Source organism: Pontibacillus halophilus JSM 076056 = DSM 19796, from assembly GCF_000425205.1.
Lineage (GTDB): Bacteria > Bacillota > Bacilli > Bacillales > BH030062 > Pontibacillus_A > Pontibacillus_A halophilus.
The window spans coordinates 1-25,922 of the sequence record NZ_AULI01000001.1 but is presented as its reverse complement, the minus strand read 5'-3'; the positions used below and the strand labels follow the sequence as shown (position 1 = coordinate 25,922).

The 25,922-nt window shown below is 43.7% G+C and carries 26 protein-coding genes; 12 read left to right on the top strand and 14 right to left on the bottom strand.

Going from position 1 to position 25,922, the window contains the following annotated elements:
- Positions 1 to 3 precede the first annotated feature (3 nt).
- Genes phnW through H513_RS0100105 form a run of 6 tightly spaced genes read right to left on the bottom strand, consistent with a single transcriptional unit; the run spans position 4 to position 7,207 of the window.
- Entirely contained in the window at positions 4 to 1,149 is a 1,146-nt protein-coding gene (gene phnW / locus H513_RS19310) for a 2-aminoethylphosphonate--pyruvate transaminase (RefSeq protein WP_051239542.1), read from the bottom strand.
- On the bottom strand, positions 1,133 to 2,512 hold the full coding sequence (gene pbfA / locus H513_RS0100125) for a (R)-1-hydroxy-2-aminoethylphosphonate ammonia-lyase (RefSeq protein ID WP_036769001.1): 1,380 nt from the start codon (positions 2,510 to 2,512) through the stop codon (positions 1,133 to 1,135). The genes phnW and pbfA overlap by 17 nt, the downstream gene beginning before the upstream one ends.
- Positions 2,505 to 3,311, bottom strand: a complete 807-nt coding sequence (gene phnX, locus H513_RS0100120) for a phosphonoacetaldehyde hydrolase (protein WP_026798862.1) — start codon at positions 3,309 to 3,311, stop codon at positions 2,505 to 2,507. The genes pbfA and phnX overlap by 8 nt, the downstream gene beginning before the upstream one ends.
- Positions 3,312 to 3,325: 14 nt before the next feature.
- The gene (locus H513_RS0100115) at positions 3,326 to 5,104 is read right to left on the bottom strand and encodes a putative 2-aminoethylphosphonate ABC transporter permease subunit (RefSeq protein WP_026798861.1); all 1,779 of its coding nucleotides are present in this window, start codon (positions 5,102 to 5,104) and stop codon (positions 3,326 to 3,328) included.
- A gap of 13 nt (positions 5,105 to 5,117) precedes the next feature.
- Entirely contained in the window at positions 5,118 to 6,134 is a 1,017-nt protein-coding gene (locus tag H513_RS19305; RefSeq protein ID WP_051239540.1) for a putative 2-aminoethylphosphonate ABC transporter ATP-binding protein, read from the bottom strand.
- Positions 6,135 to 6,169: 35 nt separating this feature from the next.
- Positions 6,170 to 7,207: a putative 2-aminoethylphosphonate ABC transporter substrate-binding protein gene (locus H513_RS0100105; RefSeq protein ID WP_081658137.1), complete on the bottom strand. Its 1,038-nt coding sequence runs from the start codon at positions 7,205 to 7,207 to the stop codon at positions 6,170 to 6,172.
- 289 nt (positions 7,208 to 7,496) lie between these two features.
- Between H513_RS0100105 and H513_RS0100100 the strand changes: the two genes are divergently transcribed.
- The 7 genes from H513_RS0100100 to H513_RS0100070 all read left to right on the top strand — a co-directional run bounded on the left by H513_RS0100100 (position 7,497) and on the right by H513_RS0100070 (position 14,163).
- Positions 7,497 to 8,189, top strand: coding sequence for a phosphatase PAP2 family protein (locus H513_RS0100100; RefSeq protein WP_026798859.1), 693 nt, complete (start codon positions 7,497 to 7,499; stop codon positions 8,187 to 8,189).
- A 123-nt stretch (positions 8,190 to 8,312) separates the two neighbouring features.
- Positions 8,313 to 9,572, top strand: a complete 1,260-nt coding sequence (locus tag H513_RS0100095) for a hypothetical protein (RefSeq protein ID WP_026798858.1) — start codon at positions 8,313 to 8,315, stop codon at positions 9,570 to 9,572.
- Between the two features lie 92 nt (positions 9,573 to 9,664).
- Positions 9,665 to 10,294, top strand: a complete 630-nt coding sequence (locus H513_RS0100090; RefSeq protein ID WP_026798857.1) for a uracil-DNA glycosylase — start codon at positions 9,665 to 9,667, stop codon at positions 10,292 to 10,294.
- Between the two features lie 89 nt (positions 10,295 to 10,383).
- Positions 10,384 to 11,829, top strand: coding sequence for a methyl-accepting chemotaxis protein (locus tag H513_RS0100085; protein ID WP_026798856.1), 1,446 nt, complete (start codon positions 10,384 to 10,386; stop codon positions 11,827 to 11,829).
- Between the two features lie 102 nt (positions 11,830 to 11,931).
- Complete coding sequence (locus tag H513_RS0100080) at positions 11,932 to 12,483, top strand: TetR/AcrR family transcriptional regulator (RefSeq protein ID WP_036768883.1); 552 nt, start codon at positions 11,932 to 11,934, stop codon at positions 12,481 to 12,483.
- 23 nt (positions 12,484 to 12,506) lie between these two features.
- The gene (locus tag H513_RS0100075; protein ID WP_026798854.1) at positions 12,507 to 13,457 is read left to right on the top strand and encodes an SDR family NAD(P)-dependent oxidoreductase; all 951 of its coding nucleotides are present in this window, start codon (positions 12,507 to 12,509) and stop codon (positions 13,455 to 13,457) included.
- A 55-nt stretch (positions 13,458 to 13,512) separates the two neighbouring features.
- Complete coding sequence (locus H513_RS0100070) at positions 13,513 to 14,163, top strand: DUF3298 and DUF4163 domain-containing protein (RefSeq protein WP_026798853.1); 651 nt, start codon at positions 13,513 to 13,515, stop codon at positions 14,161 to 14,163.
- Between the two features lie 310 nt (positions 14,164 to 14,473).
- On the opposite strand, the gene H513_RS21395 is transcribed toward H513_RS0100070, so the two are convergent.
- From H513_RS21395 to H513_RS0100040, 6 genes are all read right to left on the bottom strand, one after another.
- Complete coding sequence (locus H513_RS21395; protein ID WP_161625276.1) at positions 14,474 to 14,602, bottom strand: YfhE family protein; 129 nt, start codon at positions 14,600 to 14,602, stop codon at positions 14,474 to 14,476.
- 154 nt (positions 14,603 to 14,756) lie between these two features.
- On the bottom strand, positions 14,757 to 15,311 hold the full coding sequence (locus H513_RS0100060; RefSeq protein ID WP_026798852.1) for a GNAT family N-acetyltransferase: 555 nt from the start codon (positions 15,309 to 15,311) through the stop codon (positions 14,757 to 14,759).
- A gap of 385 nt (positions 15,312 to 15,696) precedes the next feature.
- Entirely contained in the window at positions 15,697 to 16,338 is a 642-nt protein-coding gene (locus H513_RS0100055) for a class F sortase (protein WP_026798851.1), read from the bottom strand.
- Between the two features lie 4 nt (positions 16,339 to 16,342).
- A complete protein-coding gene (locus H513_RS0100050) occupies positions 16,343 to 17,143 on the bottom strand; it encodes a DUF4397 domain-containing protein (RefSeq protein WP_026798850.1) in 801 nt (266 codons plus the stop codon).
- A 103-nt stretch (positions 17,144 to 17,246) separates the two neighbouring features.
- The gene (locus H513_RS0100045) at positions 17,247 to 18,383 is read right to left on the bottom strand and encodes an amidohydrolase (protein WP_026798849.1); all 1,137 of its coding nucleotides are present in this window, start codon (positions 18,381 to 18,383) and stop codon (positions 17,247 to 17,249) included.
- A gap of 16 nt (positions 18,384 to 18,399) precedes the next feature.
- Complete coding sequence (locus H513_RS0100040) at positions 18,400 to 19,302, bottom strand: TIGR01777 family oxidoreductase (protein WP_026798848.1); 903 nt, start codon at positions 19,300 to 19,302, stop codon at positions 18,400 to 18,402.
- A 115-nt stretch (positions 19,303 to 19,417) separates the two neighbouring features.
- Here H513_RS0100040 and recX point away from each other — a divergent pair, with 115 nt between their 5' ends.
- Both recX and H513_RS0100030 read left to right on the top strand, forming a co-directional pair.
- On the top strand, positions 19,418 to 20,236 hold the full coding sequence (gene recX, locus H513_RS0100035; protein WP_026798847.1) for a recombination regulator RecX: 819 nt from the start codon (positions 19,418 to 19,420) through the stop codon (positions 20,234 to 20,236).
- 35 nt (positions 20,237 to 20,271) lie between these two features.
- On the top strand, positions 20,272 to 20,622 hold the full coding sequence (locus tag H513_RS0100030; protein WP_026798846.1) for a YfhH family protein: 351 nt from the start codon (positions 20,272 to 20,274) through the stop codon (positions 20,620 to 20,622).
- Positions 20,623 to 20,666: 44 nt separating this feature from the next.
- Here the strand turns inward: H513_RS0100030 and H513_RS0100025 are convergent, their stop codons facing one another.
- The gene (locus tag H513_RS0100025; RefSeq protein ID WP_026798845.1) at positions 20,667 to 21,467 is read right to left on the bottom strand and encodes a Cof-type HAD-IIB family hydrolase; all 801 of its coding nucleotides are present in this window, start codon (positions 21,465 to 21,467) and stop codon (positions 20,667 to 20,669) included.
- Positions 21,468 to 21,604: 137 nt separating this feature from the next.
- Between H513_RS0100025 and glcT the strand changes: the two genes are divergently transcribed.
- From glcT to H513_RS0100010, 3 genes are all read left to right on the top strand, one after another.
- Positions 21,605 to 22,447, top strand: coding sequence for a glucose PTS transporter transcription antiterminator GlcT (gene glcT / locus H513_RS0100020; protein WP_026798844.1), 843 nt, complete (start codon positions 21,605 to 21,607; stop codon positions 22,445 to 22,447).
- 191 nt (positions 22,448 to 22,638) lie between these two features.
- Positions 22,639 to 24,666 (top strand): glucose-specific PTS transporter subunit IIBC, encoded by a 2,028-nt coding sequence (gene ptsG / locus H513_RS0100015; RefSeq protein WP_026798843.1) that lies wholly within the window; start codon positions 22,639 to 22,641, stop codon positions 24,664 to 24,666.
- 15 nt (positions 24,667 to 24,681) lie between these two features.
- Positions 24,682 to 24,948: a phosphocarrier protein HPr gene (locus tag H513_RS0100010; RefSeq protein ID WP_026798842.1), complete on the top strand. Its 267-nt coding sequence runs from the start codon at positions 24,682 to 24,684 to the stop codon at positions 24,946 to 24,948.
- A 215-nt stretch (positions 24,949 to 25,163) separates the two neighbouring features.
- Here the strand turns inward: H513_RS0100010 and H513_RS0100005 are convergent, their stop codons facing one another.
- On the bottom strand, positions 25,164 to 25,721 hold the full coding sequence (locus tag H513_RS0100005; protein ID WP_026798841.1) for a DEAD/DEAH box helicase family protein: 558 nt from the start codon (positions 25,719 to 25,721) through the stop codon (positions 25,164 to 25,166).
- Between the last annotated feature and the right edge of the window lie 201 nt (positions 25,722 to 25,922).

Genomic DNA, 25,922 nt, shown 5'->3' with positions numbered 1-25,922 from the left:
TTCTTATATTCTAGATTCTATTTCTATTCTTTCATCCGTCCAGTACATGGAGGCTTCAATGGCAGAAAGAAGAGCGTGTACATCTTCTTTGTCTATGTTGCCAATTGTTCCAATGCGGAAGGATTGAATGTTCGTTACTTTGCCTGGGTAAATAACAAATCCCTTTTCCTTTAGTCTGGAATAGAAAGCTTCAAACGTAAACTCTTCGTGTTCTGGATAGTAGTAAGACGTAATAAAGGGCGATTGCCAGTCGTCTTCTAATACAGGAGAAAAGCCGAGTGTCCGCATACCATGAACAAGGGTGCGCTGGTTCGCGGTATAGCGTTCATATCGCTTGGTCACGCCACCTTCTGCTTCGAGCTCCTCAAGTGCGACTTGAAAGGCACGTACCGTGTGGGTAGGAGACGTGAAGCGCCATTTTCCTGATTGATGCTCCATGACCTCCCACTGATCGTATAAATCGAGCGACAGGGAGCGAGCTTGGCCTTTGCATTGCTTTAATGCTTCTCTACGAGCAAGGACAAACCCAAAGCCTGGGACGCCTTGGATGCACTTATTTGCACTGCTAATTAAATAATCGGCTTGTAAATCGGGAACGTGAATTGGAATCCCTCCAAAACTACTCATTGCATCCACGATCAATGTTTTGTCGTGAGCTTTTACAAGTTTGCTAATCTCTTGAAGGGGATTAAGCATACCGGTCGTCGTCTCACAATGAACGACCGCAACGTGTGTGAGGTCTTTATGGACTTGAAGGTGTCGCTCAAATGCTTCAAGGTCAATCGGCTCCGTCTCATCTTGTTCGAACCGAATGGTTTCAATGCCGAGACGCTCGCTGATTTCTGCGATTCTAGCTCCATAAACCCCATTTACAAGCACGAGGAGTTTGCCGTCATTCGGGATGACAGTTCCTATGACCGATTCAACTGTAAATGTACCGCTTCCTTGCATAAGTACGGAGGTATAGACATCGTCTGATACGTGGCCAATCTGTAACAATTGTTGACGGATGGACTGGACGACATGTTTATAATCGTCATCCCACGTACACCAATCCTTAAGCATTGCTTCTTTCACAGTCGACGTCGTCGTAAGTGGTCCAGGTGTTAACAATAAGTATGGGTTTCGCTCATCATGTGTAGCTCGCATCGGAATCTGTCTCCTTTTCAATCTCATCTTGTAAAGCTAGTTCCAATAGGTTCAACGCTTCAAGTAGCTGCTCCTTTGTAATCGTAAGGGGAGGGCAGAGTTGAAGAACGTTTCCTTTCGATAGTTTGAAGCTCAATCCTCTTGATAGGCAGTTGTATAGAACGCGTTCCGCTAAATTCGTTGCTTTTTCCTTCGTGTTGCGGTCTGTCACAAGTTCTACTCCGCATAAGAGACCAATGATGCGGCAATCACCAATTTGTTCATAACGTGATGCCAACGATTCGAGTTGTTCTCTCATCAGTTGAGAGAGGGTGGCTGTCTTTTCTAGCAGCTGCTCCTGTTGAATGACATGGATCATCGCTAGTGAGGCAGCAGCACCGACTGGGCTTTTCTCGTGTGTGTAATGGCCAATAGAAGTATCCGTAGCAACGTTCAGGTTGTCGGCAGCTAAAAGACCAGCCATCGGGAATACTCCGCCTCCAAGGCCTTTGCCGATAATGACCATATCTGGTACGACGTCATAATGCTGAAACGCAAACCACTTGCCAGTACGTCCAAATGCCGTTGCAGTCTCATCAAATATGAGTTGGACGCCATGTTTCGTGCAAAGCTCTCGTAGTTTATTCATAAACGCTTGTGAAGGCAATTGAACATCGGTGTTCCGAATCGGTTCCATAATAAAGGCCCCAATCTCCCCATCTTGCTCCATCGTATACTCGATATAAGCAGCAAGCTGTCGGTCATCAAGGCTCGCCCCTTCCCATAGAGGTCGATAGGTGGATAGCGGGGGAATATGAATCGCACCGGGAAGGAGCGGGCCTATTTGGCGACGGAAGTGAGCTTCACCTCCAACGGATAAAGCATCTAGGGATGCGCCATGAAAGGATTCCCACATGGACATCGTCTTGTGTCGTCCGGTAGCTATTCTTGCTAACTTTAACGCCATTCCGACCGCCGACGTTGCACCAGGAGCAAAGAGTACCTTAGAAAGTGGAGTAGGTGCAATCTCAAGGAGCCGTTCAGCTAACGTTACGGCTTGTTCATTTGTATATCTCCGTGGGGAGAAAGGGAGCTGTACCAACTGTTCTTGAACGGCTTTCACGACTTCTGGATGTCCATAGCCTACTTGGTGGACGGCGTTTCCGTGGAAGTCATACGTCCGTCTCCCATCTTGGTCAATCAGAAAGGGCCCTTCAGCGCGTTCAATGACATTGAGGCATGGCGTTGATAAGGATTGATGGAGAAATGCCTCTTCATCTCTACGCAATAGGTCGTACGAATCTTCGCTTAACGTGTCCTCTTGCCAAGAGGTACGAAGAGAGGACAAATTAATGTCCCCCTCGCCTCGAGGTACATTATGCATGGAGGACGTCCGTTTCATAACGCTCATCAATTTCGTGAAGAATCCCCATCAGTTCGCTCATATCCCGAATGACATAATCTGCTCCAGCTTCAACTAATCGGCGTCTCGCTTCTTGAATGTGTGCTTCTAATGTTGTTTCATCAAGTCGAGCGACGTCGTCCTTTGATAACCCAAGCGTACTACTTCCTAGTACCACGCCAACTGTCCACATCCCAGCATGAACACCTTCTTTCATATCAGAAACGGTGTCGCCAACCTTCACCATTGAACTCATCGGATAGATGTTCAATTCCATTGCATTTGTGAATGCCATCCAAGGGTATGGGCGTCCTGCTGGAACATCCGTTGACGTGACGATGGCATCAGGCATATAGCCGTGTTTCTTAGCTTCTTCAGCCACAACTTCAATCATTTCTCTTGTGAATCCAGTGGTGGAACCAATCTTTAACCCAGCTTCTCGTAGGGATTGAACAGCTTCAACGACGTGTGGCAGCGGCTCTGTATAATCTTTAAGCGTGCTGAACAGGAGTGGCTCAAACTCTTCATACATTTCCACCACGTCTTGTTCATTTGGTCGAGATCCGTGCACGTCTTCCCATGCTTCAGCGACGCGGTCCATTTCACAAATCGCACGGATATGGTCAATCTTCAATAACCCCATCGGTTCTCTTGCTTCTTTCATCGTAATCTCAACTCCACGCATGCGAAATACCTCTACAAACACGTTCACAGGTGAGAAGCAGCCATAGTCCACTGTAGTACCTGCCCAATCGAATAGAACTCCTTGAAGATGTTTCATTATATCTGTCTCCTTTACTGTGCTTGGTTTTGCCAAGCGGATGTTTTTTTGCGGATGTTGCGTAGTCCGAATTCATAAGCGACGCGAACAAGAATATTCGTTCCGATAATTAGTAATGCCATTGCCGCAGCTGGAGCAATATCTCCGGCGTCATCCATATTGACGATGGCGATGGATGCGAGCTTCCAATCGGCTGAATAGAGAAAGACAACGGCCGAAATGGTCGTCATAGAATTGACGAAGAGGTACATCATCATCTCTAAAATAGCGGGAAGTGACATCGGAACTGTGACACGTGTAAATGTCTTATAGAAAGGCACACGCATTGCTTCTGACACAGATTCAAATTCGTTATCCAGTTTCTTAAGCGATGTATTCGCGGTAATAAAGGAAACCGAGTAAAAATGGATTACGTTCGCTAATACAAGAATCGCCATCGTGCCATAAAGGTGTTGAAGTGGGTTGTACACGTCAACTCCTATGAACGGGATGGTCAGCGTTGGTTGATTAAAGAAGAAGATAAATGCCAATCCAATGACCAATCCAGGCAGAGCGATAGGTAAGATGGATAGGAAGTAGGCCATCTTCCGAACAGATCTCAAGTAGCGGGACTTCTCAATTAAGTAAGCTCCAAAGAAAATAATGGCTGTGCCGAGAACTGCCGTTACACTTGAGACAAGCAGGCTATTCCAATAAGGTTGTAAGCCGTCTCCTGCAACGTTCCCGAAACCAAAGTGCTTCCATGTAAGAGAGAAATCATAAGGCCATACGTTTACAAACGCTGCACCTACTACCGCTCCAAATAGAAGGAAGAGAAAGCTTGTTACAAGGAGACAGAAGGTTAAGAACCAACGATCCCGTGAGCGGTTAGCTGGTGTACGGTAGGGGACCGATTTCGCCGACAAGCCATTTCCTTGTTTCCGTTGAATCGTTTGATCTACGATGAAAGCGATAATGGCAGGGAACGTAAGAATAATTCCTACCGTCGCTCCCATGGAGAAGTTCTGTTGACCAATAACCTGCTTGTACACATCTGTTGCAAGAACGTTGTACTGACCGCCAACGACCTTCGGGGCTCCAAAGTCTGTGAAGCTTAACGTGAAGCAGACGAACATCGCACTGACAAGGCCGTATTTAATGTTAGGCAATGTAATAGTAAAGAACTTACGTACAGTTGATGCCCCCATTGTGTCTGCTGCTTCATATAATCGTTGGTCTGCTGTAGACAACGCGACTTTCAAGATGAGAAAGGCTTGTGGAAACGTAAAGATAATCTCCGATATGACAATTCCTTTAAATCCATAAAGGTTGAAATCAAACTCGGTGAAACCAATCGATTCCAATGCTCCAAAGAAGCCAGTTGTTAGTAATCCGTTATTCCCGAATAAATAGATTAACCCAATTCCATACATCATTGTTGGGGCGAACAAGGGCAACAACGCGACGTACGTGAAGAAGGTCTTTCCTTTAATTTGAGTGCGCGTTAAGGCATATGCGAATAGGAAAGCAATTACGACTGAGATGACGGTCGTTACGGATGCGACGGTTAACGTATGGGTTGCTGATTGAAACAAGGATGGTGAGGAGAAGTACGTCACAAAGTTTTGAAGACCAACAAATTCCTCAGAACGGTTCTGCATCGCTCGTTGTAGTAACTCCCATACAGGTAACACAATCGTAATCAGTAATGCGAGCATCATCATGACGATGAGAGTCTTCTGCAACCGTTCAACAGGACCAGATTGCTGTGGGATTGTAGGCTCATTTAAGAACCAGTTTCTTACCGTAGTCATCATAATGAAACTCCTAACTTGTTGCTGAAATGGACTTCGTTTCTGTTGGGTTATGGAAGACCATCATCTTATGTGTCTGTAATTCAATGTGAACCTGTTGACCAATTGCTAATGGATGTTCGTGTAGCCACTGTGTATTCACGTCTACGCACATGGCTGTTCCATTGGCCTGCACGAAACAGCGATACGTGTGCCCTCTAAATTCCATGTGCTCCACAACCGCGGGCATGGATGTAGCAGACGGGGATAGCCCCATGTGAACGTGCTCAGGGCGAATGGCAGCTACTTGATTATCTTGAACGGAAGGAACAAAGTTCGCCGTACCAATAAAGTCTGCAACGAAGGAGGATGTTGGTTGTTCGTACACAGCTTCTGGCTCTCCTACTTGTTCAATGGTTCCGTGGTTCATGACCACAATCCGGTCAGCTAGAGAAAGAGCCTCTTCCTGGTCATGTGTCACCATGATCGTTGTAATGCCAAGCTTTTGCTGGATTCGCTTCATCTCATTTCTTAGCTTGAGACGGACCTTCGCATCAAGAGCAGATAACGGTTCATCCAGTAATAGGAAATCTGGAGAAAGGGCGATTGCACGCGCTAATGCGATTCGTTGCTGCTGTCCACCTGATAGTTGAGAAGGGTAGCGGTCCGCAATATGAGAAAGGTTGACGAGTTCGAGTGTTTCGTTCACTTTTTCTCTGATTTCTTTCTTCGGCAACTTCTTTGTTTTCAACCCGTACGCAACGTTTTGGTACGCTGTCAAATTTGGAAACAAGGCATAAGACTGAAAGACAATTCCGAAATTGCGCTTAGCAGGGGGGAAATGTGTAATCGGCTGCCCATTCATCACAACTGCGCCTGAGTTCGGTTGCTCAAGTCCAGCTATGATGCGAAGAAGTGTGGTTTTGCCGCACCCACTTGGGCCTAGTAAACAGACGAATTCGCCTTTTTCCACGTCCATGGACAGTTGGTCTAATGCTGTAAACGAGCCGAAGCGTTTTTCGACATTGCGGATGCTCAGATGACTCATCATGGATTTTCCTCCTTTATGAAGAGAGGAGAGGCACCTTATTTAGGTGCGCTCTTCCCGTCATATCGTTTTGTCCACTCATCAAGGATGGTGTCGCGGTTCTCTGCTGCCCAGTTGAAGTCATTCTCGATTAGTTGAGAGGCAGGGTTCTCAGGGAAGCCTTCTGGTACAGGCTTGTCTGTAGGAACTGTTGTAATAGCAAAGTTCTCGCTGTACTCTTTCATCGCCTCATCTGAAATCGCCCAGTCTAGGAATAGCTTTGCTTCCTCCTTGATGGTTTCTTTCTTCACAAGGGCGTTTGCTTCCAAGTCCCAACCAGAGCCTTGTTCAGGGAAGATGGTTTCAATTGGGGCACCTTTTTGTGCTTCAATAATGCCGCGGTAGCCTTGGGTAATGCCGATTGGATATTCACCTTGAGCAGCAAGTTTCCCAGGCTTTGAGCCAGAGTGTGTATACATGCCAATATTCTGATGAAGCTTGTCCATGTAATTCCATGCGTCGTCTTCACCCATAAGTTGCATCAGACCAGATACGGATAGAAAGCCTGTTCCTGATGAAGCTGGGTTTGGCATCGTAATCATCCCTTCATATTGCGGGTCTAGTAAGTCTTCGTACGTTCTTGGAATCTCTAGACCTTTCTCTTCAAGCTCCACTGTGTTAACTGCGATTCCTGTTAACCATGCATCAATGCCGACCCAATGGGGCTGCTCGTTCGTTGTATCTTTATATTGGTCCGCAATCCGTTCAATTCCTTCAGGAGCATAGGCTTCAAGCATTCCTTCTTGGTCGGCTACAAGTAGACTTGTAGCAGCAAGGCCCCACACCACATCGGCTTTCGGATTGTCTTTCTCTGCTAGAAGCTTGGACGTGATGACACCAGTTGAATCTCGAACAATATTAACGGTGATATCTGGGTACTTTTCTTTAAATGAACTAAGGTAAGGTTCAATCATGTCGTCCTCAACAGCTGTGTATACCGTAATTTCTTTATCTGTCGTCTCGGCATCCCCACCAGCACAAGCCGTTATCACAAGTAATAGAGTAAGTACAAAGGAAAACAACATTCCCTTTTTCATTAATTTCATTCCTGGACACCTCTTTTATGTTTGTTAATGGCCCTAAGATTCCCTCGAAAATACCAATCATCTCCACTTTATCCATGAATCCCTCCTGTATGTTTCCTCACGTTTCACTATAAACGGATAGTGTAAAATAGAGATTAATACCAAGTAAATGTTGTGTTTTTAGTTGTTATTTGTTGTTTTTATGTTGTTTTATAGAGGTGTTTCTTACAAAACGTTTGGAGAAGTGCTGAATGGAGGAATACTACCTACAGCGAAATAGGAGAGTAAAGGAGGAGTTACGTTGATATTTAGTGGTACAACTCTAAAAGATTTATCCAAGCGATCGGTACTTATTATTCTAATCGGCTTCATCGCAACTGGTGGGGCGTTTTATGCCTTCGCAGAACTTGCTGGGGAAGTACTTGAACAAGAGAAGTTTGCGGTGGATCAATATGTAACTGAACTTGTACGGCAGATTCAGACCCCATGGCTTAGTGTGGCAATGGGATGGATTACAGATGCGGGATCTGTGATTTGGATTACAGTGGCTTCCATTCTGTTCTTTGCTTATCTATTATTCTTCTCAAGTAAGAGTCGTTGGATAGCAATTTATTTTGCGGTCTCGATGTTAGGAATTAGTCTCTTAACAAAGTTACTGAAACTGACTTTTGAGCGCCAACGTCCATCTGTACTAGAAGAATATGATGGAACTGGATTCAGCTTTCCTAGTGGCCATTCTACGGGTTCAATTGTTTTCTATGGATTTATTCTGTATTACGTTCTTCTTCACCACCTTCGGAAGGGTTGGAAAGTGTTGATTGTATCCTTACTCATTGCAGCAATTGTGTTCATCGGGCTAAGCCGAGTGTATCTTGGGGTGCATTATTTCACGGATGTGATGGCAGGATTTGCATTTGGGCTTTCTTGGCTGCTTATTTGTATCTCTTCCTTAGAGTGGACAGTATGGAGACAACGAAGAAGACAAAAAAATTAATGCCTGACGAAACCATGAACCTTCCCTATTTATTCATAGATCGTTCTTATTTTTCAAAGTAGTAGAGTGGATTATATATGAAAGATTTGGTAAATTAGGTGATAGATAGGGAGGGGGATCTTCATGTACGAAAAGGTTGAGCAGTTCGAGGAAATCGTAAGAAAGAGGTTTGGCTTACAACAGCATCTACTCTATGACTATGGCATATTTAAGAAGGATGGTCGCCTCCCACTGGAGCAGACACATGTCTTATCACTTGAATTCTTTCCTCCTGGAGAATTCGAGCGTATCGAGGATTCGAACCCCGATGGCACGGCGGTCATTGATATCGATGTCTATTCAGGGGAGGTGCTGTCCATGCTCTATGTAAGTGGAGTAAGAACTGGTACTCCTATACTGCTTCCAAATGAGGATGAAGTGAAACGTTGGGTTCTGGAAGCTCAACCCACTAAGGATATGCTTCCGCTTCAAGTACAGAAGAGTGAATGCAACTTGTATATGCTTCAGACTTATGTGGATGGGATCCCGTTATCCCCTGGTGGATTAATAGAAGTGAAAGTAAATGAACGACAAGAACTCACCTCCTACGCGAAATTTGGTAGTTTCCCACCAAGTGCGATGGTTCAGAAGGAAGATTATCAGTTGAAGCTTGATGAGCATATGAAGCACCAGGCTGCTGAGCAAGTTTCACTAGTGCAAATTCCTTCTGTTAAGAACAAAGAGTGGGTAGCTGCGTATGTGTTCGATGAAGTTTACGTACATAATGACGGTCAGAACACATCGGACTACTTGATGGACGTACGGACGAGTGTCCCTGTTCATAAGAAGATGATGTGGGACGAACCTTTAGAGGAAGAATTTAAAGAAGGTGTGTTGTTTAAATCAGAAATCTTGAAGAAGGGTTGGCCAGCGGAGAAACCCCATCCTCTTAAGATTGTCTTCACAGAGAATGAGTTAAAGAGGGTAGAGGAAGCAACGCGCGAGTTTCTACGAAGAGCATATCCTTATGATTCTGGTAAATGGGAGCTTGGTCGTGTACATATGGATAAAGAATACGTCATTGCTCACTTACATCGAGCAAATGATAATCGACTAATTAAGCGTAAATTAGCTGTATACATCGATTGTGTGACCTATAAGGCCATCAACTATATGGATAGTCAACTGTTTCTATCCATGTATAATGACCTGAAGCCATCTAAAGAAGCTAAAATTAATGGTGTTCATGCGTTCGAACAACTATGGGACTGTGCTACATTAGAACCTTGGTATGTGTACAATCCAAAGTCAAACACGTACGAGATTTGCGGGAAGCTCGATTGTGAATACGGCATAAGAGCCGACAATGGAGAACGCGTCACTGTTAATGATCTCTTTCTGTAACCCTATCCAAGTGATGGGGTTTTCTTGTGGGATGAATCGTTTTGGCCCTTATGATTCAGGAGATGGTATAGAAAGAAGGAAGGTGTAAGAACATGAAGATACCTGAGCATCTCATTCAATTGAGCCAGCAACGTATACAGCCTTATGATGTCGAAGGCCTTGTCATTGGTGCAGGAGACGAAGAGGCGGACATTGTAGTGGTTGGAGAGGCTCCTGGTGAGAATGAAATTGAACAGAATCAACCGTTCATTGGCCGAGCGGGGAAAGAGCTGACAGGGTATTTCGAAGCGATTGGAATTACGCGGGAAGACGTGTACATTACGAGTGTAGTACGTAGTCGTCCATATAAATGGGTGGATTCCAAGAAGAAAGGTAGACGTAAAGCCAATCGAAAGCCTAATGAGAAAGAAATGTTAGCGCACGCACCATTATTGGATTACCAACTTCAACAGATTCAGCCAAAGTTAATTGTGACGCTTGGTGGTGTGGCCTATGAGCGATTGACAGGTAGAAAAGATAAAATGAGTGACATACACGGTCGGCCATTTACGACAGAAATAAAATTATTAAAAGATGAAAATGCATGGGAATACACAGATAGCAAGGAACGTTATACCCTTTTCCCTCTCTATCACCCAGCTGCTGTATTTTATAATCCGCGGGTTCGTGACGATATTATAAAAGACCTAGAAATCCTAGAAGATTTAATAGGTAAATTGTAGCATATAAGATTATGGAACTGTGTTTGCCATTTTTCATCTTAGCTCTGTCATCATAACACTCGTTCTAGCAAAGGGAGAGGGAAAAGGGAATGGATCAAGCACTACATCGGAAGAATGGAATGGTCTTGTGGATATTTGTAATTGGAGCCTTCTTGTCCACATATGCCATGTTTCAGGCGGGTTATTCGACGCCGTTGTTAGTTTCAATTTTAGGGTTAGATATCGTCATGGTGGCCGCACTTGTTACGATTCATTTAACTCAGAAAGTGGAGTGGCTCGCAGCGTATATTATTATCGTTGCCATGTCCATCATTGAAGTGGTTATCTTGACGGTCAGTCCAACAACATCCACGTTCTTCTTAACAATCTTTGTGTTAATACTATCTGGCATTTATCAGAATTATCGGGTCTTCTTTACTTCGCTCGTCATTGGGTACGGAGTCTCTTTCTATGGACTAAGCGTAATTGGATTCTCACAAGAAAGTCTAAAAGTCATGTATTACTATACGATGTCAGCAGTCATGTTGTTCGGTGTCGTAAAGTATTCAAAGGAATACATGAAGGAAATGATCACGCAGAAGGAAGAAGTACAGCACCTTCTTGAAGGTCAAGCACAACTCCAGCAACAGCTTGCATCTTCCATTGAGAACTCATTCTCGAGTATGGAAGGGATGCGCGCGCGTAGCGATGAGCATCATACTCACTTTCAAGATATCTCGAAAGCCTATCAAGAATTGACCCGTGCTTTTGAGGATCAGGTTCGTGACATCAATGGCATTACGGAAGAAGTGCAGCAATCAAACGAATTGTACGGAGAAATGAAGCATAAGACAGGGAAGCTTGCTTCTGACATGCAAGAAACAAATGACTTGTCCCGAGAAGGGAAAGTCACAATTGAGCAGCTTAGCGAAGCAATTGGACAATTTGGGGATGATTTAAGTGAAATGGCAACAGACATTCACGACCTCACTGGAAAGATTAAAGAAGTTGGACAATTCACTAGTAAAATACAGGAGATTGCTGAACAAACGAACTTGCTCGCACTAAATGCTTCTATAGAAGCAGCACGGGCAGGGGAACATGGAAAAGGCTTTGCTGTGGTTGCGGAGGAAATACGGAAGCTTGCTGAAACGTCCAACCAATCAGCGAGTCAAATCAATCAAAATCTTACATCTGTGGAGCAAAAATCAACAGCTGTACAACAGAAGATGGCTGAAAATATGGAACAGATGGAGATGAGTAAACAAACTACAGACCAGTCTACAACCATGTTTGACCATATTCAGCAATCGATTGAACAAACGACAAGTTATACAAAAGGGTATGAAGCGTCCGTGGATACGTTGCAACAATCGATGCATACAATTGGGGACGCTGTTAATCGCTTGGCAGCGCTAATGGAAGAGTCTCAAGCTAGCTTGCAACAATTGACGTCCACTTCAGAAACATTGCTCTCAGGTAATTCGCAAATGACAACAATGATTCAAGACAATACGTCTCAACTAAGAGATTTAAAAGAATTGAGTCAAGGATAAATACAGAAGCCCACTAAGTTGTTAGTGGGCTTCTTTGACGTTTACGTCAGAATAACGTATGATAAAATTAATTGAACAGTGGTTAATAAAGGAGGAGGTCGCATGCCAAGGCGTAAAGTACAGGAGGAGTTGTCTAAAGAACGGATTTTAGAGACGGCGCGTGAACTATTTGTTACAGAAGGCTACGAACAGCTGTCAATGAGGAAGCTAGCTAAGAAACTTGGCTATAGCCATGGGTCGATTTACTACCATTTCCAGAACAAAGCGGAATTATTCTTTGCGCTCGTCAAAGAAGACTTTGCATCGTTAACAAAGGAAGTCGAGCCATTTGTAAGCCGCGGTTCCCTACAAGACGTTTTTATTGCGTACATGCGTTTTGGACTCACGTATCGGAGTCATTATGAAGTTATGTTCCTTCTACAGAATGATGATGTACAGAATTATATGGTAGATGAAACGAATGAAAGCTACCGAGTACTTGCTAAAGCAGTACAATTTCATACAACCAAAACGTTGTCCATCCAGGAAATATGGTCTCTTTACCTTAGTTTACATGGATTTGTTACCCATTATTTAAAGCGGGGACAATCCTATGAAGAGCTTGAAGAAATCGTTAAAGCCCACGCCACTTTTCTTAGTGAAGCCGTGTCTTAAACTATACGATAGGGGAGAAGGAAATGAGAGTAGCCGTAGTTGGTGCAACAGGTAGCATTGGTACTGCAATTGTTCGTGAATGTGTGGGAAGAGGGATAGAAGTAATCGCCATTGCGCGAAATCAAGAACGATTGCTTCAGCGCTTTGAAGAGGAACACCTCGTCTCCTTAGCTGCTGCAGATGCGCATCGTTTCCAGCAACTCAAGCAAGCGACAAGAGGAGCTGACCTTATCATCCATGCTCTAAATTTACCTTATTATGAGTGGGAGGAACATTTAGAAGCTGTCACCCAGAATGTGATTGATTGTGCGAAAGAGCATAGAGCTAAGTTCGTCATGGTGGAGAACATCTATGGATACGGACTTCACGCACAACCTGTTAGTGAGGAAGCGGAGAAGCGGCCGAATACGAAGAAAGGTGCCCTTCGTAATCGCTTAGAGAAACAAATATGGGATGCACATCAAGAAGGTGTGGATTCGCTCATCTGCCACTTCCCAGATTTCTTTGGGCCACATGCTACTCCTACAATGCTTCATCAAACCTTCTCCTCGACGTTACGCCGTCCAGTCGGAATCTTTATTGGGAATATGCGTGCCAAACGCGAATACATCTACACACCAGACGCAGCGAAAGCTTTACTCGAAGTAACTCTTCGTCCTTCTTCCTATGGAGAAACATGGAACATCCCAGGTCCGAACACAATCTCAGGCCACGAGATCAACCAAATTATAAGACGATACTACGGACGGAGAAAATGGCTATTCCCTATCCGTAAGGAAGTCATTCGTATGATGGGCTGGGGGGACCCAATGATGAGGGAATTAGTAGAGATGATGGATTTAACACGCTATCCTGTTAAGTTGGATGGAACGAAATATAGAGAACGAATCGGACCACTCTTCCATACACCCTTTGAAGAAGCCGTGACGAAAACCCTGGATACGTTGAATGAAACAGAAAAGCATTATTCATGAAATCGACCATTTTGACTCAAACTAGAATTAGAACATTCTAGAAGGAGGAGTCGAGATGAGAAAGTTCGTGTATGTTGCACTCATGGCGATTGTAGGATCAGCAATCTGGATGACCTTCACATCTGCAGCTGAGGAAGCGAATCGTCTCTGGGAAGAGAAAGTATACAAAGAAACGTCTTCTCAATTGGAGGTAAACGTAACTTATCCACACTTTATTGGTTTAGAGGATGAAGCCTTTCAGAAGAAGCTGAACAAGCGGATAGAGAAACGTGTGAAACAGACCATTGCGGACGTTAAAGAAGAAGCGGATGAAACCCCCGGTTTTCCATATATTCTATATATGACGTACGACGTGAAGCAGGATGTTCACTTCTACTCTGTAGTCCTAAGAGAGGAAACGTCCAGAGGGAATAACTTCGACCAACGTGTTCACTCTTATAACTTTGAGAACATCGATGAAGCCTCATTTGTTCCAATTAAGGAGTATGTACCTAACGTCGATGAGCTTAACAAAGCTATAAAGCGACAAATTGACCAGCGACCGAACGAGTTCTTTACTGGGGATGAAGGATTTAAAGGTGTACGAGATAATCAACCCTATTACGTAGAGGATGGAAAGATTACTGTGATTTTCAACAAGTATGAGATTGCACCAGGGTACGTAGGGACACCAGAATTCACGATTCCCCTCGACGAAATCCAATAAAAAAAGAGGTCTGACACGAATGTCAGGCCTCTTTTTGAACGGATTGCTCAAACTCGATTTACACGTGAAAAGGGGAGGAATCATGTGTAACCCAGAAAGGAATGATGAGATGAGCAATCTGTTATTCACAATTTTATCCACATACTTGATGTAATATACACAGCATTCAGAAACTTTATCCACTTTTTCCACAATTAAAGAGGGATTCATCCACAAAATGACAGTGGATAAAGTTTTCTCTCAATTCTGGTCTTTTTGAAAGTTACCAACATTGTGCACAAGGATGTGGATAAGTCTTATTCACAGGTCATTAACGTTCGTTCGGTGGAAATTGGAGTGTTGCTTTGTTTGCGCGTTTAAAATCCTTTAGATAGGAAATCTCCTGTGCTTTCGTGAGGTTTCCTTTTCGTTTCTTGGCTTCCTTTGCTTTGTTATTCATATCCATCCTCCTTATCCTGCTTTTTTCTAGTTTTAGTAAGAATGGGTGATTTTATTCATACTTTGCCTTTCAGGTATAAAGGAGCGCATAAAAAAAGGACCGTCTTTATACATACTCGTTCGAGTACGCATAAAGACGGTCCCTTTTGGTTCTTTCAAGCTTCTTGGGCTTCTTCTTCGTTGGCAAGTGTCGTTTGGTCATAGTGGAACAAGTAGTTTTCTTTCGTGACAGCATAAAGGTCAAACGTGTTTTCGTTGCGATTTACCCATTCGTACACATCCGGATAGTCATCGTTGGCTAAGATGGCGTAAGGGAGTTTGCTTGCGGCCTTTTGAGAGCGAATGTTGCTGCTTCGGATCTTCATAAAGATGACTTCAATCCCGAGTTCAAAGAATAACTCTTCAAAGAATGCTTCTTTCGCGGGTTGGTTGTAGCCTTTCCCATGAAACTCTTTCCCAAGCCAAGTAGCAAGAAAGCCTTTATTCTCGTAAATATCAAAGAGATTGATCGTTCCAATTGGTTGGTTCCATTCGTCGACGATTGTTCGAGAGACAAGCTCCCCCCGGTCCTCAGCTTCCAATAGCTTCCGAGTGACGAAGTAGTACTCGTCAGTGGAGTTCGCCTTGTGACGTACATAAGGGAACACAGAAGGATGGACAAGCAAATCATAAAGAGCAGGACAATCGTGCAAATCACGCTTTTTTAACATAAAAAAATCCCTCCTGGTTACAAGAGGGCAGAAACCGACCAGGGATGTGCCTAGTTGCACAGTGGTACCGTTCCACCCTCGAATTTTTATCAATTGCTCACAAAAATCCGGGGTGGGAATCGAACCCACTAGAACCAGTAAACTGGTGGCGCACCATTTGCCTTCCCTAGTCACTTGCTATTCAAAAAACTTAAGATCCGGTAACATCAACTTACTTACTCTTATCATACTAAAGGACATACGAAAACGGAATCAGTTTTTTTATAAATTTTTGTAATTGGTCAGGCACCTAAGAGGGAGGCCATCAAGGGTACTTCTTGTTAGCAAATTACTTGGTCGGAACAGGCTAGAACACAAAAAAAGAACAGCAACTATAAGGCTGTTCTTACTCGGTGACAAGTTCAGTATAGACGGCTAATCGTTCTTGATGATTGTTCGTGCCCTTGTCGTATAATCCAGTACAAGTAAGTAGATTTAGTCGGCGTTCGTCTGTTGGACCGAAGATTTCGCGGATAGGTGCATCATCCCATGGATAGCTTTCCACCTTCTGAACTTCGAATGTAAGTTCTTCTCCACCTTCTCCAACAATAATCACTTCATCGCCTTTCTCCAAGTCTTTCAGATCAAAGAAAACGGCGGGACCCGTGTAGTCATCCACGTGACCAGCTAATACGGAGCTACCTGCGTTGCCTGGTTCTGTTCCAGGTTCAAACCAACCTACGTCTACTGAGTTATCTGGTACTTCCATATCTCCATTCTGATTTAGTCCCTCTTTCACTATCGGGGCGTCTACATCTATGGCAGGGATAATAATCCTTTCGGGTACGATGCCTAATTGTTCCGGTTGAAGTGTTTCAGACATGGTTTCAGTTGCAGGTTCTTTGGATTCCATCGTGGATTTACTTGAAAGGGTTGTGGCTTGTTTAGGTGTAGCAGCCTGTGAAGCTGAGGAAGAGGAGGAAGACTCTCCGCTTCCACAGCTCGCTAGGAATACAAGGCTGCAACAAGCAAGTAGAAATGCTCTCATTCCGTTACGCTTCTGAACGACGACGGAATACTAGGAATGTACCTGCAGCAAGAACAACAGCTCCAGCAGCTACATAAAGAGCTGAGTTAGAGTTTGTTGTTTCAGAAGCGCCACCCATACCAGTTTTAGGCATTGAATCTGGCATTAGTGTAGCATCTTTAAGAACAATTGCTTCTAGGCTATCTGCAGTGTTCACTGCGAATACACTGTAAACCGTGTTTTTCTCAAGCATCGTACCGGATAGATCAAGTACCTGTTGTCCACCATCAGCTGTGCGAACTTCTAGGTCGTATGTGCCTGGGTCAAGTTCTTTGTAGTCTGTAACCATTGGGAATTCAGCGCCACTGAATAGGGCATCGCCACCAATAGGACCTACGTCAACTGCTGGTGCATCTGGAGAGAAGTGACCAACGCGTACTTTAGATTTACCTTCTGTTACATCCATGCTGTCTTGTACAACCTTAAGTTGAATGCTATCTAGTGTTCCGACAGCAGCTACTGTGTAAGCCATGCCACCTTCAACGTTTACGCTCGTAGAAATAACAGGCTCCTCAGAACCTTTCGTACCTGCAGCGTACACCTCAACTTGGTGTTCTCCACCTTCAAGGTTTAAGTAATCTGTTGCATCTTTAAATTCTGCACCTTCAACAACTGCGTTTCCATCAACATAAACATCAACTGCTGGTGCATCTGGAGAAGCGTGTAGGACACGAACCATACCTTCATGGTGTGCGGCGGATGCAGTAGAACCTGCAAACGTAATGGCTAAAACAAATGCTGCTACGACGGATAATACTTTCTTCACTAGAAAACCCCTCTTCTGATAAAGTTTTGTACAATCTATGTATAATAGGCTGTACATAGGTTAACTTACCCCTTTTCAGAAGTTTAAACCTAAAGTGAGCACATTAGTTTGAATTCGAGTGTTTATACACGATTTCTCCGTTGACCATTGTCCACTTTGGTTTCGACATGTATTCAAACGGATGACCGTCCCATAGGACAAGATCCGCGTCTTTCCCAATTTCAATGCTTCCTACCCTGTCATCAATTCCGAGATTACGGGCGGGTAAGATTGTGATTCCTTCAAGAGCACGTTGGACAGGTAGTCCTTCTCGTGCCGCCAGTGCTGCACACAAATTTAAATATTGAATGGGTACATACGGGTGGTCTGTTGTAATCGACACACGAATACCGGCTGCGTCGAGCACATGATAGGTTTCCCATGTTTTGTTTCTTAATTCAATTTTCGATTTCCGAGTGAGAGTCGGCCCGACGGATACTTGGAGGTCGCGCCCTGTTAGTTCATCAGCAATTAAATGGCCTTCTGTGCAATGCTCAATACGGAGGTCGAGATTGAACTCATCTGCTAGACGAACCGCGCTTAGAATATCGTCCGCTCGATGGGCGTGAATACGAACGGGGATTTCACGTTTCAATGCTTGAATGATTGGTTTGTTGCGTGGGTCTTCAGGATGTTCGCACCACTGAGCTTTGATAAACGCTTCACGAAGCATGCCCATAATTCCCATCCGCGTAATGGAGTCCGTGTTCGACTGCGAGTGTATTCGTTTCGGATTTTCGCCAAGTGCCATCTTTAGCCCTGCCGTTTCCCGAATAATCATCTTGTCGACATTCTTCCCTGCCGTTTTAATCACAGAAGTTGTACCGCCAATTACGTTAGCACTGCCTGGCATAATATGTACCGCTGTGACCCCATTTTTCCTCGCATCATGGAAACCGAAATCTAATGGATGAACGCTGTCCCTCGCACGGATGTGAGGGGAGAGTGGTTCGATGGTTTCGTTCGCATCGTTCCCAGCCCAACCCGTTCCTTCATCGTATAAGCCGAGATGCGTATGCACATCAATAAATCCTGGATATAAAGAAAGCCCCTGACCGTCGATGATCCACGCATCAGACGGAGGTGAAACATCATGGCCAAAGGCTAGAATCTTTCCATTTTGAATCAGCACTTCTCCAGCCGGGATGGGTGAAGAAGTGACGGGATAAAGGTTCACATTTGTCAGTAAGGTAGTATTCAATCGAAGGCTTCCTTTCCTACGTTAAGATGTTCTGAAGAGCAGGCTCGAGATTCGGATACTTAAATTCATAACCTAATTCTAATGCTTTCTTCGGATAGACATATTGGCCATTCAGAACGAGCGTACTCATTTCTCCTAATGCCAGCTTCAATGCTTTCGCCGGCGCGGGAATCCAGTGTGGCTTGTTGAGTACTGTCGCAATGGTTCTGCCCATATCTTTATTGCGCTTCGGAGTTGGAGCAGTCACGTTAAGCGGACCAGAGACATGTTCATTGGTTAGAGCGAAGACGAGTAATCCTACAACATCTTGAATATGAATCCATGACATCCATTGCTCACCATCCCCAATATTTCCTCCTGCATACAATTTGTAAGGAAGCACCATCTTTTGTAGCGCTCCTTCTTCGCCTAGTATGACACCAAAACGAAGGTAGGAAGTACGAACGCCTAATTCTTCGGCTTGCTGCGCTCGGTTCTCCCACTCTGCCGTTACATGAGCCAAGAAATCATCCCCAGGAGTCGTTGTTTCCTCAGTAAACTGTTCGGTACGAGATGTCCCATAAAAGCCTACCGCCGAAGCATTAACGAGAATTTTTGGGGGGGATTCTAGTCGTTTCATAAGTTCAATGACAGCATCGGTTGCTTCTATTCGACTGTTGTGTATCTTGTTCTTTTGCTCTTCAGTCCAGCGTCCTTCGTTCAGATTCTCACCTGCAAGATTGACAATGGCATCAAGGTGCAGCAATTCGTCTTCAGGTTTAAATTGATCCTTTAGCCAACCTACGTAGTGGATTCTATTTGTGTCATGATGCTTCTCTGGACTTCTTGTTAGAATAAAGAGCTCATGTCCCTCATCCACAAGCTTTCGAGTCAAATGAGTTCCAACAAATCCTGTACCACCTGTTACAGCAATACGCATATGACCGCCTCCTGTCCTTGATTAAGAATAGTTTATCGTAAATATGTGGAAAAATCGACATCCAAACATGCCGCTTCCATTCGTCATTTGTTACAATATACGAGAGGTGAGTTCCATGGCGAAATTGACACGTATCACCACACAAAAAAAGAATAAACAACGCTATAATATATTCCTCGACCGAGGCGATGGCGAAGCCTTTGCATTCAGTGTGTCCGAGGAAATACTCGTTCAATCCGTGCTTCGAAAAGGGATGGAGCTTGATGAGGAGCTCATTCAGACTTTAATCGAGCAGGATGACTTTCATAAAACGTTTACCCTAGCGCTCAATTACTTAAGCTACAGAATGCGTTCACAAAAGGAGATACGTACGTATCTAATTGGTAAAGAAGTGGATGAAGAGAAAATTGAGTATGTAGTGGGACGTCTTCTTGATGAAGGGTACTTGAATGACAGCGAATTTGCCGAAGCACTCGTACGTACGCGTGTAAATACATCAAGTAAAGGGCCTGTTCTCGTGAAGCAGGAATTGATTGAGAAAGGTGTGTCTAAGCATACAATTGAAGACGCGCTTATGCACTACCCAAGAGAGCAAGAGTTTGAGAAAGCACTGAAGCTTGCGCACAAGAAGTTTCGCCTAGATGGTCGAACGTCTCATCGTGAGCAGATGCAAAAGGTACAAGCAGCCCTGCTCCAAAAGGGGTTCTCCTCAGATGTGATCCAAGACGTTATGCAAGAATTGAAAGAAGACCAAGATGGTGACGATGATGCAGAGTGGCAAGCCGTTGTTCATCAAGGGGAGAAGGCACTTAGGAAATATGCTGCTAAAGCGGAAGGATTTGAGCTTAAGCACAAGATTAAAGGGGCTCTCTACCGAAAAGGATTTCCATTTGAACAGATTGAACGATTTCTTGACGAATACGTGAATGAGTAATTCGGAAGAGAGTTAAACATAAGGGGGAGAGAGACATGGAACGTAGGTATAGTGATTTAACAGTGGAAGAGCTTCGTCAGGAGGTAGCATCCTTAACCGAAAAGGCTCGAAAAGCTGAACAAATGGGGATGGTGAATGAATACGCGGTTTATGAGCGTAAGATTCTAATGGCTAAATCGTATATGTTAAATCCTCAAAGCTTTAGACCTGGAGAAGTCTATGAAATTCAAGGTGACCCAGGATTGTTCTTTAAGGTTCGTTACATGAACGGCATATTCGCATGGGGGGACCGTCAGGACGCGGCGGGGACCGTACAGGAGAACCTAACTGGTGACCCTGATGGGGAGGCATTGCCAATCTCCATCTTGGGGTCGAAAGTATCATAAAGAACGAGCGCCTAGAATTAGGCGCTCGCTTTGTATATGTTAGCTTAGTTGGTTGATTGTGTTGAGAATACGAAATTTACAGCTTCATAGGCATAGTCTACGACTTGAGAGGCTTTCTTCTTTACATCAGAATGACCGTGAGACATCGCGAAACTATACGGTGTAAGTTCGAACATGGAAATATCATTGAACGAATCTCCAACACACGCCACCTCTTCTGGCTTAAGGTTTAAGTGTGTCAGCAGCTCACTGAGACTCGCCCCCTTACTCACTCCCTTAGGAACCATATCTAAACAATAGGGGTCTGATATGAAGCTATCGAGCGCGTGACCAAGAGCTTCATCAATTTCCTTCTGTTTCTCGATCAGCCTTTCTGTCGGTCCGTGTACTGAAATCTTGGAAGGGGAGATGTCCTGCCCAAGCTTCGTATACAACTGTTCGTCTTCAAGAATTTCATGAAACATCCGTTTTTCCATTTCCTTCGTACCCTCATTCTTAGCACGAACATAGGTATCAGTTTCAGTCGATACACTCAAGAAGACCTCATCCTCAGGCACAAGGGTATAGAGATGCTTGGCCGTGTCTTCGTCAAATGTGTGAGACGCAATTTGCTCTCCCTGTCGGTTGTAGACGAAAGAACCGTTCTGGCTGACTCGATGCCCAACACCTGGCTGGCCTAGAACATCAAGTATATGCAGTATTTCATGGTCCATCCGTCCAGTGGCAATGGTCAGTCCTATGCCTTGCTGAACCGCTGAACCAATTGCTTCTATATCTTTCTTAACAAGATTTTTATCATAATCAAGAAGCGTTCCATCTAAGTCAAATACTAACATTTTTATCATGCTTAATCCCCCATTTCCTGATTATCCCCTGTAAAAAATTTTAAAAATATCATAAAATCATTTTATAATGATATGAGAGACGAAAACAATGTAATCTCAAAAGAGAAATATTTTCTTAATGTGAGGGGGCTACCTAGGTGGGGGAAACAGTCGCCGTTAAACGAGTATTAAATAACAACGTGGTCATTGCTGAGGATGGGAACCAATCTGAAATCATCCTGATTGGAAAGGGAATCGGTTTTGGAAAGAAACCTGGTTCTGAATTGACTTCTAATTCAGCGGAGAAGACGTTTGTGTTGCAGGACGAACGTTCTCAAGAGAAATATAAACAGCTTTTACCTTTCTTGGACGAAGAATTTGTCTACTTGATGAACCATTTAGTCGCCTTTATTGAAGATGAAATGGGACAGGCGCTTAACGAGCATATCCACATTGCGTTAACAGATCATATTGCGTTCGCCATTAAGCGGGTCCAGGAAGGCTTGGAGTTCTCGAACCCGTTCCTATATGAGTTGAGCTCTCTATATCCGAAAGAGTATGAAGTTGCCGCAAAGATTGTCGAGAAGATTGAGGAACAGCAAGGCGTTACACTTCCAGAAGGTGAAGTCGGTTTCATCGCCATTCATATTCACAGTGCGATAACGGATAAGGACGTAACTGAAGTGAATCGACACTCTAAGCTCATCCAAGAGCTAATTGTTCTTATTGAACAACATTTGGACATCACCTTTGACCGAAAGAGCATTGAGTATCATCGTTTGCTTCAACATCTTCGCCGCACAATCGACAGGGTTCTAAATGGAGAAAAGGTAGAAAAAGCTGAAAAATTAGATAATCTGTTGAAAATGGAATATCCCGTATGCTATAATTTAGCTTGGAAGTTGATCAAAGTGATGCAACAAACGCTTCGTAAGCCAATTGGTGATGCGGAAGCGATTTATTTAACGATTCATTTACAGCGCTTACAAAAGCAATCATAATCATTAATCTTTACGTGTTACTGACACGATCAGGCATGAGTGAAGAAAGATGACAAGTTGCTAATGGGGAGAGGTGTACCTCTATACCTGTTAGGATTGTCGTATCTTTTTCTCACTCATGCCTTTTTTCATGTTCTTTATGAAAGCGCTTGTGGAATCGGTTGCATCACGATAATAAAGGGGGAACCACTATGTTTAAACAGCTATTTGGTATACTTCAGCGTGTGGGGAAAGCGCTTATGCTTCCTGTTGCACTATTGCCAGCTGCAGGTCTATTGCTCGCATTTGGTACAACATTTCAGGAAGAAACATTCTTAAATCGTTTCCCGGCATTTGGGACTGACTGGGTTCAAAAGCTAGCACTCATCATGGAAGAGTCAGGTGGGGCAGTCTTCGATAACTTGGCCTTACTCTTCGCCGTTGGTGTAGCCATTGGGTTAACCAGTGACGGTGTTGCAGGACTTGCGGCAATCATCGGTTATCTCATTATGAACAAAACGATGGGTGTTCTGAAAGAAGTTACACCACAAATGACATCAGAAGCGGCATATGCGAACGTACTCGGAACACCAACGCTTCAAACAGGGGTGTTCGGCGGGATTATCATGGGTGTGCTCGCCGCCATGATGTACAAACGATTCTTTAATATATCACTACCACAATACCTTGGATTCTTTGCAGGTAAACGTTTCGTTCCAATTGTGACGGCATTTGCTTCTTTATTCTTAGGTGTGGCTCTTATTTTCGTTTGGCCACCAATTCAGAACGGACTAAACTCTTTCTCTCACTTTATGTTAGAACAAAGTCCAACCTTTGCAGCGTTCATCTTCGGTCTATTTGAACGTTCATTCGTACCATTTGGTCTACACCACATCTTCTATTCTCCATTCTGGTTTGAATTTGGAAGTTATGTGAATGCAGCTGGTGAAACAGTACGTGGGGACCAACAAATCTTCATGGCGCAGCTTAAGGATGGCGTTGACTTTACTGCTGGAACATTCATGACAGGTAAATATCCATTCATGATGTTCGGTCTACCAGCAGCAGCGCTTGCGATTTATCACACAGCTCGTCCAGAGCGTAAGAAGGTCGTAGCGGGAATTATGGGTTCTGCAGCGCTGACATCATTCCTAACAGGTATTACAGAGCCACTTGAATTCTCATTCCTATTCGTAGCTCCTGTATTATTCGCAATTCACGCTGTATTCGCTGGTCTATCCTTTATGATTATGCAAATTCTTGGCGTTAAGATTGGGATGACGTTCTCAGGTGGTTTAATTGACTACTTGCTATTCGGTGCTCTACCAAACCGTACGGACTGGTGGCTTGTTATTCCAGTCGGACTTGTATTTGCGGTTATTTATTACTTCGGTTTCCGTTTCGCGATTACGAAATTTAACCTAGCAACACCAGGGCGTGAGCAAGATACAGAAGAGTCTGCTTCTGAAACGTCCAACGACGACCGCCCTTATGAAATACTTGAAGCAATGGGTGGACAAGCTAATATCACACACCTTGATGCTTGTATTACTCGTCTACGTGTTTCTGTAGACTCCATTGATAAAGTGGATAAGAACCGATTGAAGCAACTCGGTGCCTCTGGTGTTATGGAAGTTGGGAACAACATCCAAGCCATTTATGGTGGGGTATCCGACACGATTAGAGGTCAAATGCAGGATATTATTGACGGCAAGGCTCCACGTCGTGCGAAGGAAGAAGTGGATGCTGGAGGTCAGCAAGTAGCCCCTACTATAGAGGCTGGAACGAAGTTTGATTTCGAAAGCCCGATGAAAGGGGAACTTCTTCCGATTTCAGAAGTGCCAGACGCCGTATTTTCTGGTAAAATGATGGGCGATGGTTTTGCGATGAAGCCTGCTTCGGGTGAAGTGCAATCTCCAGTTAACGGGAAAGTCATGACGGTGTTCCCAACGAAGCACGCGATGGGGATTCTTGCAGAGGATGGTACAGAGATTCTAATTCACGTTGGAATTGATACTGTCAGCCTGAAAGGGGAAGGCTTTGAAACGTTTGTTTCTGAAGGTGATGAAATTAAACAAGGACAACTGTTGCTTAAAGCAGACCTTGACTATATCAAAGAGCATGCAAGCTCTGTGATTACTCCAGTAGTATTCACGAACTTGGGTGAAGGCCAATCCGTTCAACTCGATCAAGCAGGTACCGTTTCGCAAGGACAGAAAAATATAATCTCGATACAATAAAGGAGTAGATTTACAATGACAAACCAAACAGTAACAATCACAGCAAAAGACGGCGTACACGCTCGTCCAGCAACAGTACTTGTTCAAGAAGCTGGAAAGTACTCTTCAGAGATCACGCTTGAGTACAATGGCAAAAGCGTAAACCTAAAGTCCATCATGGGAATCATGTCTCTTGGAATCCCGAATGGCGCTGAGGTTACATTTGCTGCAGAAGGCGAAGATGAAGAAGCAGCTCTTAAAGCAATCATCGACGTTGTGAAAAACCAAGAACTTGGTGAGTAATAAAAAAGGAAGCACCCACACATGTGTAAGTAGTTCAGTTGTGAAGTAGAAAACACCGATTCACAAGCGAAATAACAAAGTAAATCGCATAACTTTGGACAGCAAAATCACACAAGAAAACGCAGAGGTTTACGTTCCTCTGCGTTTTTGATGTTCTATTGACTTGTTCTTCAACTAAAGCACCCGTTAGTTGCAGAGCATAGTCATACATATAATCATAAATTAAACCTTTCAGAAATTATCTTAGCTACTTCCATAGCACTCAAGTTGGTATTATTTATTTTTATGTAATTTTCTTTTTTAATCTCACCCTCGTTGGAGTTCAACCTATGTTTTTTCATTGTTTCCTTTAGTTCTTTTTCTGACCATTCAATGTTTCTTTTTGTAGGCTTGTGTTCAAGTCGGTGAGGATTTTTATTTCGTTCAAGTCTCTCGTCAATATCTGCTTCTAATTCAACTAAATATATACTTGAACCCTTACTCTCAAAAATTTCACATATCTTCTCTACAAAGTCCCAATCCTCTTGTTGATCAAATGCCCACACATAAGTAAATATCAGCCCTGCCTCTTCACTCTCAGCTACCGCCTTAAATATTTCCGTCCTAAATAGAGTTGATAATCTCCACATTTCTGGACCAAAGCCGAAATATGGTTGTAGGAATTCTATGGTCATATGGTTGTGAAACAATTTCAATTCAGTAACCTTTTCAAGCTCTTGCCCAATTGTCATTTTACCAACTGCTTGAGGTCCAAATAGAAGTACAAATTTCATAAATTTCCTCCATAAATAATTTCGATTATCATTTGTTGTCAATAATTATTCTTCCACAAATGACCTGCCGCGTTAATGAAAGAAGCGACGCTCATATTCAACAATCGCACCCGTTAATTAAATAGTGTAATATCCTTTATTTCTTTATCAACACGTATTGCTTATCTTCTAAAAAGAATGTTTCGCAAAGATGATTTATAT

Coding starts and splice junctions, on each gene's coding strand:
- H513_RS0100025 (WP_026798845.1), bottom strand. CDS start 21,467: ATGATAAAAATGTTAGTATTTGACTTAGATGGAACGCTTCTTGATTAT.
- H513_RS0100085 (WP_026798856.1), top strand. CDS start 10,384: ATGGATCAAGCACTACATCGGAAGAATGGAATGGTCTTGTGGATATTT.
- H513_RS19305 (WP_051239540.1), bottom strand. CDS start 6,134: ATGATGAGTCATCTGAGCATCCGCAATGTCGAAAAACGCTTCGGCTCG.
- H513_RS0100095 (WP_026798858.1), top strand. CDS start 8,313: ATGTACGAAAAGGTTGAGCAGTTCGAGGAAATCGTAAGAAAGAGGTTT.
- pbfA (WP_036769001.1), bottom strand. CDS start 2,512: ATGCATAATGTACCTCGAGGCGAGGGGGACATTAATTTGTCCTCTCTT.
- H513_RS0100055 (WP_026798851.1), bottom strand. CDS start 16,338: ATGAGAGCATTTCTACTTGCTTGTTGCAGCCTTGTATTCCTAGCGAGC.
- H513_RS0100115 (WP_026798861.1), bottom strand. CDS start 5,104: ATGACTACGGTAAGAAACTGGTTCTTAAATGAGCCTACAATCCCACAG.
- ptsG (WP_026798843.1), top strand. CDS start 22,639: ATGTTTAAACAGCTATTTGGTATACTTCAGCGTGTGGGGAAAGCGCTT.
- H513_RS0100060 (WP_026798852.1), bottom strand. CDS start 15,311: ATGTTAAAAAAGCGTGATTTGCACGATTGTCCTGCTCTTTATGATTTG.
- H513_RS0100080 (WP_036768883.1), top strand. CDS start 11,932: ATGCCAAGGCGTAAAGTACAGGAGGAGTTGTCTAAAGAACGGATTTTA.
- phnX (WP_026798862.1), bottom strand. CDS start 3,311: ATGAAACATCTTCAAGGAGTTCTATTCGATTGGGCAGGTACTACAGTG.
- H513_RS0100010 (WP_026798842.1), top strand. CDS start 24,682: ATGACAAACCAAACAGTAACAATCACAGCAAAAGACGGCGTACACGCT.
- H513_RS0100040 (WP_026798848.1), bottom strand. CDS start 19,302: ATGCGTATTGCTGTAACAGGTGGTACAGGATTTGTTGGAACTCATTTG.
- H513_RS0100090 (WP_026798857.1), top strand. CDS start 9,665: ATGAAGATACCTGAGCATCTCATTCAATTGAGCCAGCAACGTATACAG.
- H513_RS0100030 (WP_026798846.1), top strand. CDS start 20,272: ATGGAACGTAGGTATAGTGATTTAACAGTGGAAGAGCTTCGTCAGGAG.
- H513_RS0100070 (WP_026798853.1), top strand. CDS start 13,513: ATGAGAAAGTTCGTGTATGTTGCACTCATGGCGATTGTAGGATCAGCA.
- H513_RS0100105 (WP_081658137.1), bottom strand. CDS start 7,207: ATGAAAAAGGGAATGTTGTTTTCCTTTGTACTTACTCTATTACTTGTG.
- H513_RS0100075 (WP_026798854.1), top strand. CDS start 12,507: ATGAGAGTAGCCGTAGTTGGTGCAACAGGTAGCATTGGTACTGCAATT.
- H513_RS21395 (WP_161625276.1), bottom strand. CDS start 14,602: ATGAATAACAAAGCAAAGGAAGCCAAGAAACGAAAAGGAAACCTCACG.
- phnW (WP_051239542.1), bottom strand. CDS start 1,149: ATGCGAGCTACACATGATGAGCGAAACCCATACTTATTGTTAACACCT.
- recX (WP_026798847.1), top strand. CDS start 19,418: ATGGCGAAATTGACACGTATCACCACACAAAAAAAGAATAAACAACGC.
- H513_RS0100005 (WP_026798841.1), bottom strand. CDS start 25,721: ATGAAATTTGTACTTCTATTTGGACCTCAAGCAGTTGGTAAAATGACA.